This window comes from Reyranella sp., from assembly GCF_017305915.1.
Lineage (GTDB): Bacteria > Pseudomonadota > Alphaproteobacteria > Reyranellales > Reyranellaceae > Reyranella.
Map to the genome: position 1 here is coordinate 313,088 of NZ_JAFKJN010000018.1, position 11,090 is coordinate 324,177.

Genomic DNA, 11,090 nt, shown 5'->3' on the forward strand with positions numbered 1-11,090 from the left:
TGATGGGGGCGATGGCGCCGGCGGCGGGGCCAGCGCAATCGACGGCGGAGGAGGCGCAGGCGCGTCGGTGGGCGGCGCCAGCGGGGCAGCCGGCGGCGGAGGAGGAGGCGCCGGCGGCAGTGCAGCCATCACCGGCGGCGCGTTAGGCGGCGCCACCGAGGTGAGCATCGGACCGCCAACGCCGGCAGGTGCCGCATTCAACAACGGCGCCGCACCCTGCAACGGACCCGCGCCGAGCAACGGGCCGGTGCCTTGCAGCGGCCCTGCTCCCTGCAACGGTCCAGCCCCCAGGAGCGGTCCGGCGCCCTGCAGCGGTCCGGCGCCCTGCAGCGGCCCAGCGCCGAGCAACGGCCCGGCGCCCTGGAGCGGCCCCGCTCCCTGGAGCGGCCCCGCTCCCTGCAACGGTCCGCCCGCGAGCGGTCCGCCACCCTGAAGTGGTCCCGCGCCCTGCAGCGGCCCACTGCCATCGAGCGGCCCCGTCCCAGCGGAGTTGTTTCCTTGAAGCGGCCCCGTCCCATCGGGATTGGCCCCTTGAAGAGGACCCGTGCCCTGAGGGCTGTTCCCTTGAAGCGGCGTGGTGCCGTTCGGATTGGCCCCTTGGAGCGGCCCGCTGCCTTGCGGATTGTTTCCCTGCAGCGGCCCCGAGCCGATCGGATTGCCGCCCTGAAGCGGGCCCGCGTTGTTGTCCTGGATCTGCTGTTGCTGATCCTGATTCTGCTGTTGGGTCTGCGCGAACGCGACGCCTGTGCTCAGCACGGTCAGAATGGCGACCAAACTCTGCGTCTTTAATGCAATTTTATGCATAGAGGTCACCCATTTCCTCCCGGCAGCAGATCCACAACTACGCCGGGTCATCTCTTGCCCAATCGACTTGGACCCCGACCGATGGCCGTGGTTCCCACCCAAATCTGCAGCCAAAATACCGAAATCTTGGTTCGAATCCAAGCCACTCCAACCTTGGGGCTGGTAGCAGATGTTTCCGACAGGTCCGGGAAAGGCGCAGGATCATCCACTCTGCCGACGATCCGCCAGCGCATCCAGGGCGGCCGCCAGCCTCCCAGGGTCGCCGCAGGGGACGCGCCAATAAGGCAATCCGGTTGCCTCGGCGAGCAAGTGTACGTCGGAGTTCGCATTTCCGACGAAAATAAGTGGCTTGCCGGACCCCAAACACGCATAAATCTTAGACGGCATGACGAATCCGACGAAGGCGTCCTTGAGCACCACCAGGTGTGCATCGGGCGCCTTCAACAGGCCGGGCAGCCGGTCCAGGGGCACCGGCTTGGAGCGGTGAAACGGCAAATCGAGGGCGGCCAGTCGCGAGGCGACTTCTTCCGCCCCTGCCCCTGTGGCACTGAGCCACAGCCGGACCCGGCCGCTCCCGAACTTGTGATGCAGCCGATAGCCCTCGACGACGGTCTCGACCTCATGGGCAATGCCGTAGTTGCCCGAATAGAGCAGCACGCAGGCCTCCGCCAGATCGTCGGGCACCGGCACGGGCGCGTCGTCGTCGCGGAACTCCACGGGCGAGCCGTCGCGCACCAGGGCGATGCGCTCGCCGCGAATGCCCGCCTCGTCGCGCAGGCGGCGCATCTGGTCCTCGCCCAGCACCTCGAAGCGGTCGACCCGCCGGCGCCAGAAGTTCGTCAGGCCCAGCAGCAGCTTCAGGCCGCGCGAGGGCCGAGCCTGGGCGGCGATCAGGCATTCGGGATGGAAGTCGGTGATGCGATAGACCAGCCGCCCCCGCCACAGGACCTTCAGCGGCACCAGCAGGTGGATCAGGAACGGCGGCGAGCCGGTGAACAGGATGCCGTCGGCCGCGCGCAGCCGAGGAAAGGCCGCGAGCACCAGACGCAGGTTGGTCCAGATCGTCCACAGGAGCCGCGTCACCAGCGAGCCGCGCGGCACCGGCCGCGCCTGCAGGCGGATCTCGGTCAGGCTGCCCTTGCCGAGGTCGCGCCGCACGATCGACGCCGCCGCCGTCGCGAGGCCGACCAGCGTCACCTCGTGGCCGCGCTGCGCGAGATACTCGGCGCGCATCTGCATGTACTGGCCGACCGCACCGAAATCCGGCGGCAGCCAGTCGGCGATGATCACGACGCAGCGCTCGGTCGCCAGATCGAACGGGCTCTGCTCCAGCAGCTCGATCATGGACGCGCCCGCCGTGCCGCGATCACCGTGCGGTAGAGATCGGTCATGCGCTCCGCCACCATGCCCCAGCCGTAGTTCGCGATCACCATCTCGCAGCCCCGCCGCCCCATCGCGCGCCGCGCCGCTTCATCGGCCAGCATCGTCTCGAGCCCGCGAGCGATCGCCTGCGGCGTCGGATCGACGATCACGCCGGCCTCGGCCTGGCGCACGATCTCCGACATGCCGACGTCGGCGGTAGTGAGCACCGCGAGGCCCCGGCGCATCGCCTCGAAGGCGGCCATGCCGAAATTCTCCGACAGCGAGGTCATGGCAGAGCACGCCGCCTGCGCGAACAGCGCCTCCTTGTCGTCGCCGGAGATGTTGCGCGGCAGCAGGGTGATGCGATCGGCAACACCGAGCTGCCGCGCCTGCTCGGCCAGCGCCGTCGCCTGGCCGCCGTCATTGCCGGCGATGATCAGCCGCGCCGCCGGCACCAGCGGCATCGCCGCGACCAGGCGGTCGAGCCCCTTCTCCCAGCTGATGCGGCCGAACGCCAGCACGGCCGGCGGGCCGGCGAGCGCCGCCGCGACATCGGGCGATATTCTTGTGCCGGCGGTTGGCGGATCGTCGACGCCATGCGGGATGGTCGCGACCGGCGGCAAGGTCCAGCCGAAGCTCTCGAGATGATGCGCCTCGATCTCCGAGGTGGTGTGGAGGGCCGCCGCCTGCTCGAGGTTCGGCTGCTCGATCAACCGGATCCACACCTGCTTGATCCAGCGGTTCTTGCGGCGGATCAGCTCGGGCACCAGCATGCCGCGCGGCGACAGCACGTAGGGCACGCCGTGCCGGCGCGCCGCCCGCGCCGCCATCCAGGTCGGCCAGAGATAGATCGAATGGACGTGCACCAGGTCGTAGCCGCCGGCGCGCGCGAACAGCGCCCGCCCCATCGGCGGCGACCAGTACAGCCGCCGCAGCACGCGGCTCGGAAAGTAGGTCACCTGGACACCTTCGACATCGACCGGCGTGCCGAGCGGCACGTCGCTGTCGCCGGGCCCGTCGACATTGGTGGTGAAGACGTCGGTCGTGTGGCCCTGCCCGGCCAGCGCGCGGCAGAGCGCGTGAACGGTGCGGATCGGGCCGCCATAGCGCGTCGCCGGCAGGTAGGTCGGGATGACGTGCAGCAGGCGCAGCGGCGCGCCGCCCGACCTCGGCGCGGCGGCAGTTCTGCGTGCGGTCGTCCCGGCCGTAAACGTCTCCCCCATCAACGCTTGCGCCTCTGGCATAGTTGGGCGGGGAAGCCAAGCCCCTCAGCCCCGGAGTATCCCGTCATCCCATGAAACTGCGCATCTTCGGCAAACCCGCCCTCGCCGTCAGCCTTCTCGGCCTGGCGGCGTTGGCGCTCGCGGTCGTGACGCGGGCGATCGGTTGGCCGTATGGGCTGATCGTGCTGCCGGTCGCCCTCCTCTACCTCGTCCTGTTCGGCCTCGCCGGCTGGGCGCTGTCGCGCCTCGCCATGCTCGAGCGCTGGACCGACTGGAACGAGCCGCAGCGGCTGCTGATCCTCAGCCCGCACGAGGACGACTGCGTCATTTCCTCGGGCGGCATCGGCCCGCGCAACCACGCGCTGGGCGGCGCGACGCGCATCGTCTATCTCGCACCCGACGAGGCGCCCGGCCTGCCGGATCGGCGGGCCGAGGAAGCGCATGCCGCCTGGCGCGAAGCAGGCCTCGCGGCATCCGATCTCGTCCATCTCGACCTGCTGCCGCGGCTGCGCGAGCGCGATCCGCAGAAGCTTCGCGTCACCGGCGAGCGGCTGCGGGCGATCATCGACGACTTCCGGCCGACCGTGCTGGTGATGCCGATGTTCGAAGGCGGCCATATCCATCACGACATGGTCGCCGGGCTGATCGGCTCGATCGTGACGCCGGCCGACGGCTTCGAGATCTACGAGGCACCCGAATACAGCCCCTACGCCTCGCTGCGCTTCACGCCGCACCGTGTGATCGGCCTGTGCACGCGCTGGCTGGGGCTGGTCTCCTACTACGGCCCGCCCGACGGCATCGATGCGCGGCCGGTGCTGAAGATCCGCCTCACCGCCGCCGAGCTCGACCTCAAGCGCCGCATGCTGGGCGCGTTCGTCTCCCAGAACGCGCCGTCGCTGATGGAAACCCGCTCCTACCCCGACCGGCTGGTGCGCTGGACTCCCGGCGCGCGCCGCCATCCGTTCGAGCTCAGCGGCTCGTTCCTCGCCTTTGCCCTCGCGGCGCGACGAGTCCTGCCGGCCGCGATCGTCGACCGCCTGCTGCCGGTCGAACATGGCACGATCGGCCGCGAACCCACGCTCACCGACTGGGAGGCCGAGATCGGCGGCCGCTAGAGAAAGGTCCCCCCGTTCCACCCGTCCCAAGGGGGCCTGGGACGGCTTCGATGCCGATGGCATCGGCATCGAAGGTCTCTGAGTCCCAAAATTTTTTTGAGAGGTCCCACCTTTTCGCGCCCACGTTCTCCATGCCCCTGGCACACGGCGGTTCGGACAAAAAACGGGCATCGTCATGTGCGCCACACTGCAGCAAGGCGCGCCCGACTCCAAATAAGGGCAATGGCCGCGATTTTTCGTCAAGAAAATCAGGAGGCGATTCGCGTTCCATTGCCCATAATGAGGGTCGCCCGCGCAGGCTTATCTACACCTTCAGAGATACTTGTCGACCAGATCGACATAGGCCTGCGCCGCCGTCTCCAGCGTCAGGCCGTTGTCGAGGATCATCTGGCGCGGCGCGAAGCTGCCGCGCTGCACGCCGGGCCAGAAGCGGGCCAGCGCCGCGCGGAAATCCTCGAGGTTGGTGAACTTCACGCCGCAGCGATCGTCCCAGTAGGGCACGCTGGTCACCGGCCCGAAGCGCACGCCGCGCAGCAGGTAGTCGAGGCTCTGCCAGTCGCCGCCGGGATCCCAGGCCATGACCGGCACGTTGGCCGCCATCATCTGCTCGACGGCGATGCCCTGCGTCTCGTGCGGGCTGAGATAGATCATCGACTTCGCCCGCCTGCTCAGCGCGAGCAACTCGGGCTCGCGGTAGAAGCCGTAGCGCAGATAGGACACCGAAAGCCCCCGACGGCGCAGCTCGGCGATCATCGGCTCGACCAACGCGATCCGATGGCGATCGCGGAACAGCTTCTCGTAGACCAGCACGTCGATGTCCTTGGTGGTGCCCGCAGCGGGCAACCAAGTCTCGGTGTCGATGCCCACCGGCCACACCGAGACGAGGTTCGGCCAGACCTTGGAGAACATCTCCTTCACCCACGGGCTCGGCACCACGATCCGCCGGATGGCGTGGCGCCGTGGCAGCGCTTCGTCGTCGACCGGATGGTTGTAGAGCGCGGGGCCGAAGAGCAGCGGCGTGTGAGGACGGAAGCTGCGCAGGAGCTGCGGCTGGCCGATCAGGCAGACCGGCTCCTCCTCATGCTGGCGCATGTGGCGGAAGTCGTTGACCCGGTGAGCAACGCCGATGCGGTCGAGGCCCCGGGTCAGGTTCAGGAATACCCGCCGCGCGCCGCCGGGTTGCTGCGGGCCGCGCACCAGGAAGCGTATGACGCGGCGAGGATAATGGTCGAAAGGAAGCCAGCGGTCGGCATCTTCCTCCCGGAAGAAAATGCTAAGCGGCTTCCGAACCGTCACCTGCCACTGCCCGCGGAGGCATTCGAGCCTCGCTCCCCCGTGAAACACGGGGCTCTAGTATCACAGATTCACTGGCGCTGCAGCGCTTCGTTCTGCACTTCTGGTCGTCGCTGCAGGATGCTTCGATAAAGCTCAGCCATGTCGCCGGCAACGTCGGCCATCGTGCGCGTGCGGCCGACACCGGCGGCACGCTGCTCGAGCTTGCCCCGGTCGAGCGCGATCTCCTGGATCGCCGCGGCCCAGGCGCCGCTGTCGTCGAAGGGCAGCAGCCAGCCGTCGACGCCGTCGCGGATGCGCTCCGAGATGCCGCCGAGATCCGCGCCCATCACCGGGATGCCGAACACCTGCGCCTCCAGCACGACCAGCGGCCCGGTCTCCATGTAGTTGGACGGCACGGCCAGCACGTCGAGCCGGCGCAGGAAGTCGGGCACCTCCCCGCGCGTGATCGGCCCCAGGAACTCGATGCGCTTGTCGCCGTCCCAGGCCGCCGTGAGCTGCTTCAGATAGTGCGGCTCGGTGCCGCTACCGGCGATCAGCAGCCGGGCCGGCACCTGGGGCGGCAGGCGGTTCATCGCCTCGATCAGGATGTGCGCGCCCTTGTAATGCTCCAGCCGGCCGATGAAACCGACCTTGAGCTCCGCCGACTTGGGCCGCGGCGGCGTGCGCGCGGCCTCGCGCACCAGCGCAAGGGTGACGCCCTGACGCGAGACCGTGAGCTTGTCGGCGGCAATGCCGTTGGCCAGCAGGCCGTCATGGACCCAGCCGCTCGGCGCCACGATCACCTCGCTGAGGTCGGCCATCTGGCGCAGCTCGTGCGCCTGGACGAGGGCGCGCGAGCGGGCCGACAGCAGGGTCACCGCACGCGACAGAACCTTGGAGGTCGAGCCGCCCGCGAACGACATGCGCGGCAGCCGTGACATCGCGAAGGCAATCGACGACGGCAGGCCGCGCTGCTCCGACCAGCACTGGGCGCAGCGCTTCTCCTCGATCAGGCCGTCGCACGCCTTGCGACCATGCAGCAGCATGGTGCCGCGCATGCACAGCGCCGACGGCACATGCATGGTGACCACGCAGGGAATGCCGAGCCGAGCGATCTGCGACAGGTGCTCGAGGCCCGCGCCGCTGGTCCAGGAATGAAGATGGAAGATGTCCGGACGGTTCTCGAGCACCAGCTCCTGGAACTTGCTCAGGCCCGCGTGCGGACGCGACGGCGCGTACTCGCGAACATCCGCCCAGTTGCTGGGATAGCGCGCGACGCGAATGCCCTCCCACTCGTACTCGCGGAACCGCTCGTTGGTCGCCGCGACGACGTGGCCGTCGACCGACAGCTTGGCGAGCTCCGACAGGAGATCCTGCACATAGACTTCCGTGCCGCCCACCTGGTCGGGGAAATAGAAGCCCACGCAATGGGCGACTCGCGCCGGCGGGGTCATCCGGCCGGCCTTCGAAAGAGCGCCCAGATGCGGATGAGGCTTTCCGTCCGCCGGAAGCCGAACATCCGGTAGGCCCACTGGATCGGCGCACGCTCCGGCGGCGCGAAGTCGGGATCGAGCGCGAAGATCCACTCGGCGGCCCGCGTCGCCTCGTCGAGCTGCGTCTTGGCCAGCGTCCGCACGACCGGCCAGACATAGGACACCGCCGCCCGCCGCCGGCGCGGCGTCAACTCGCCCCTGCGCTCCAGCAGCGCCGCCGCCTTGCGGTAGACCTCGATGTTGGTCCAGTGCGCGAGGCTGCGCTGGAACCCCGCGGTGCCCTGCAGCCGGCCGCGGCGATGATGGCGATGCACGAACGCCGGCTTGTCGTAGACCGCGAGCCGCGGCCCCTTGATCGCCGCCTCGAGCACGAACATGCGATCGTCGCGCAGCGCGAACTCCTGGCGGTGCGGAATGTCGGCGATGAACGCGCGGCGAAACAGGAAGGCCGAGTAGTGCGAGAAGCTCACCTCGCCGAACTGCTGGGCAACGAAGTCGTCGCAGTCGACCCAGGGATGCGGCTCGAGCCGATCATCGTCCTCGTAATAGTCCTGGTATCCGGCGACGACGATGTCTGCGCCGGTTTCGCGCGCGAGCGCGCGCTGCTCGACGTTCGCCTGGGGCTCGAGCCAGTCGTCGGAATCCAGGAACCGAATGTAATCTCCTCGGGCCGCAGCCACACCCGCCACGACCGCCCAATCCTTTCCCCAATTCTCCTGTCGGATACTTACAACGTCCTGTCGGGTCTGCAACCATTCCCACGTGCCGTCGGTGCTGCCGTCGTCGACGACGATGACCTCGACGTTGCAGCCCTGCGAAAAGCAGGAATCGACCGCCTTGGGCAAATCCCACAGCCGATTGAACGTCGGGATGATGATCGAGACGTCGACCATCTCGACCTCAGTCCTTGCGCCGATAGATGGCGCTTTCCCAGGTCCAGCTGCTGTTGGTCGTGAACAGCCCGAGGATCGAGACCTGCTGCGGCAGGCTCGGCTGATGGACGAGGCGATATTCCTTATCGGTCAACCAAGATGGAAGCTGCGGCGCCATTCGATCTCCCGATCCGCCATAGGAAGCGACGACATAGAGGAGCCGCTGGCGGTGCTCGGGATGGCCGAGGCCGGAGTACGTGGTGATCAGAGGTCGCAAGCCTTCCTGCCGCCACAGAATGTAGTTCGCCGGTGATACCGCCAGGAACGCGTCGCTGCCGCGAAGCCTGTCGCGCAGCTGATCGATGGCCTCCACGGCAGGCCGCATCGATCCCCGCGTGGCGATCCGAACGTTCGTATCTCGAACTCTCTCCGGCAGGCTCAGGAGACACACCCCGGCGAAACCGATCAGGACCGCCACGGCATGGATCCGTCTCGACGTCGGCGGGATGCCGAGCGCAACGCCCGCGATGGCACCCAGCACCAGGGCGGCCGACATCGGCGGATAGTTTCCCTGATAAGGCATCACGATCAGGCAAAGCGGGCTGATGACGATCAACGGCACGATCGCCGAGGCCAAAGCGCTTCGGCCGGAACGCAGGCAATCGACGATGGCGGCGGCGACGAGCACGACCAGGACGAAAACGAATTTGCTGAGCGCCACGAAATAATACGGGTCGCCCACGGGAAACGCCCCGAGCCAAACTCCGAACTCGCCGCGCAGCAAGGCCAGGAAGTAGCCGCCTCCTGTCTCGTTCTGGGTGGTCGTTCCCAGGAAGACACCGGCAAAGGCCGGCAGCCACGCCGGAAAGAACAGAACCATGAGGCTGGCGCCGACAACCAGAACGCCGAGCGCGCCCGCCACGGTCCGAAGCCCTCCCGCGATGGCCGCGACCAGCCCCTTCTCGCGCCAGTAACGGTCCAGGACGACGATGCCGACGACGATCAGCCCCAGCCCTCCGGCAAACGGCGACACGAGCAGAGCGACGCCGCACAGGATGCCGGCGGCGACCGCCCCGGGGCCGAGCGCTTGTCGACGAAAGACGACCAACCCCGCCAAGCCGAGGCAGATGCCGAGCCCATCCGGCCGATCCACGCCCGGCAGGAAAAGCGAAGCGACGACCGAGATCGTCAGGAGAGACGCAAGCAACACCGGCCCAAGGCGCGGGAACTCGCGGGCAATCAAGGGCCTCACAGCGAGGAAGCCGGCAAGGCCGAGCGCCACGCCGACCGCGGCATTGAAGGCCTGATTGGTGACGGCCGAGATTCCGAACAGCTTTGCGAACAGTCCGAAGAGAAGCGGATAGATCGGCGGATATTGCGCGTAGACCTGATCCAGGAAGGTCGGATTGCCGAAAGTGAACCGCGAAACGAAGCCGAGGCCCGAGACCAGATTTATCCCGGCATCCTTGAAGTAGTAGATGTCGGTGCCGCCGAAGGCCGGCGGCAGGAGCAGGCCGTCGACGACGAACCATGACGCGCCGGCCACGGCGCTCGCCAGAAGCCACGTCCGGGAACTCGCAGGGGCGAGATGGGCGCGGCCTTCGACAGCCGAAGGACTGGTCATCGCGCGCTGTTTCCGCCGACCGGCTGAGGGTCACGCTCCGTGCGGGCCGCGACGCGCCTGAACTCGAGCGGCGCCGTCAGCCGCAGCGCGAGGTTGCCGACACCCTGGTCCTGGCGGAAGTCGTAGCCGATGTCGCCGGGGTTGCAGCCGGTGACGACGAACTGCAGCGCGCTGTCGACCTTGTGGTCGACGACGATCCCCGAGCTCGCGGTCTGCAGGTCGATGCTGTACTCGCCGGCTGCAAGGAACAGCGGATCCAGCGCCACCGTGCATTCGTAGCGCCCGGCCGCGGTCGGCAGCGTCACGCTGTTGAAGGTCCCCGAGGCATAGGAGCCGATCGGCAGATTGTGCTGGTCGCGCAGGGTGACGCTGAACGCCATGCCGGGCGCGCCGGTCGTCTCGATCGCGATCCGGAGCCGCAGCGGCGTGCCGGGGGTGAAGTGATCGGTCGCCGCCCCCTGCTCGTCGAGCAGCTCGGCCTCGACCAGGCTGGCCTCCTGGCCATGGCCCCAATCGCGCACATGGCCGGCCCGGCCGAGCGACGCCGTGTAGAAAGCGAGGCCCGCCTCGACCGGACCGTCAAAGGTGAGCCGCCCGGCTTCAAGCACGATGCTGCGCTTGGTCAGCGCCCGCACCGCGGCGAAGTTGTGGCTGACGAACAGCACGGTGCGGCCGCTGCCGGCGACCTCGGACATGCGATTGATGCACTTGGACTGGAACTCGGCATCGCCGACCGAGAGCACCTCGTCGACCACCAGGATCTCGGCCTCGAGATGGGCGGCGACGGCGAAGGCGAGGCGGACGTACATGCCGACCGAGTAGCGCTTGACCGGCGTGTCGATGAACTTGGCGACGCCCGAGAACTCGACGATCTCGTCGAAGCGGGCCTTCATCTCGGCGCGGCTCATGCCTAGGATGGCGCCGTTCAAGAAGATGTTCTCGCGGCCGGTCAGCTCGGGATGGAAGCCGGTGCCGACCTCGAGCAGGCTGTTGACCCGGCCGGCGATCGCGACCCGGCCTTCGGTCGGCTCGGTGATGCGCGACAGCACCTTGAGCAGGGTCGACTTGCCGGCGCCGTTGTGGCCGATGATGCTGACCAGCTCGCCGCGCTTGATCTCGAAATTGACGTCGCGCAGCGCCCAGAACTCCTCGGTGGCGGCCGGCAGGCCGGACGCGCGGCCTTTGACGAGGTCGACGCTGCGGCGGATCAGGGCGCGGGCGCCGCGCGTCATCGCCTCGCGCAGCAGGGGGTCCTGCTCGACCTGATGGCCGATGACGAACTTCTTGCTCAGGCCTTCGGCGCGGATGACGGTGTCGCTCAT

Annotated in this window: 8 protein-coding genes; 1 reads left to right on the plus strand and 7 read right to left on the minus strand. The window is 68.2% G+C overall.

Annotated features, from left to right (window positions below):
- Positions 1-1,005: 1,005 nt before the first annotated feature.
- The gene (locus tag J0J01_RS18680) at positions 1,006-2,148 is read right to left on the minus strand and encodes a hypothetical protein (RefSeq protein ID WP_296383288.1); all 1,143 of its coding nucleotides are present in this window, start codon (positions 2,146-2,148) and stop codon (positions 1,006-1,008) included.
- Complete coding sequence (locus J0J01_RS18685) at positions 2,145-3,389, minus strand: glycosyltransferase (protein WP_296383292.1); 1,245 nt, start codon at positions 3,387-3,389, stop codon at positions 2,145-2,147. Before J0J01_RS18685 ends, J0J01_RS18680 begins: the two co-directional genes overlap by 4 nt.
- A 71-nt stretch (positions 3,390-3,460) precedes the next feature.
- Between J0J01_RS18685 and J0J01_RS18690 the strand changes: the two genes are divergently transcribed.
- Positions 3,461-4,504: a PIG-L family deacetylase gene (locus tag J0J01_RS18690; protein WP_296383294.1), complete on the plus strand. Its 1,044-nt coding sequence runs from the start codon at positions 3,461-3,463 to the stop codon at positions 4,502-4,504.
- A 312-nt stretch (positions 4,505-4,816) separates the two neighbouring features.
- On the opposite strand, the gene J0J01_RS18695 is transcribed toward J0J01_RS18690, so the two are convergent.
- The 5 genes from J0J01_RS18695 to J0J01_RS18715 form a co-directional block, all read right to left on the minus strand.
- Positions 4,817-5,701 (minus strand): glycosyltransferase family 1 protein, encoded by an 885-nt coding sequence (locus tag J0J01_RS18695; RefSeq protein WP_296383298.1) that lies wholly within the window; start codon positions 5,699-5,701, stop codon positions 4,817-4,819.
- A gap of 167 nt (positions 5,702-5,868) precedes the next feature.
- The gene (locus J0J01_RS18700; protein ID WP_296383300.1) at positions 5,869-7,233 is read right to left on the minus strand and encodes a glycosyltransferase; all 1,365 of its coding nucleotides are present in this window, start codon (positions 7,231-7,233) and stop codon (positions 5,869-5,871) included.
- A complete protein-coding gene (locus J0J01_RS18705; protein ID WP_296383301.1) occupies positions 7,230-8,165 on the minus strand; it encodes a glycosyltransferase family 2 protein in 936 nt (311 codons plus the stop codon). Before J0J01_RS18705 ends, J0J01_RS18700 begins: the two co-directional genes overlap by 4 nt.
- 7 nt (positions 8,166-8,172) lie before the next feature.
- On the minus strand, positions 8,173-9,768 hold the full coding sequence (locus J0J01_RS18710; protein WP_296383303.1) for a hypothetical protein: 1,596 nt from the start codon (positions 9,766-9,768) through the stop codon (positions 8,173-8,175).
- Entirely contained in the window at positions 9,765-11,090 is a 1,326-nt protein-coding gene (locus J0J01_RS18715; RefSeq protein ID WP_296383306.1) for an ABC transporter ATP-binding protein, read from the minus strand. Before J0J01_RS18715 ends, J0J01_RS18710 begins: the two co-directional genes overlap by 4 nt.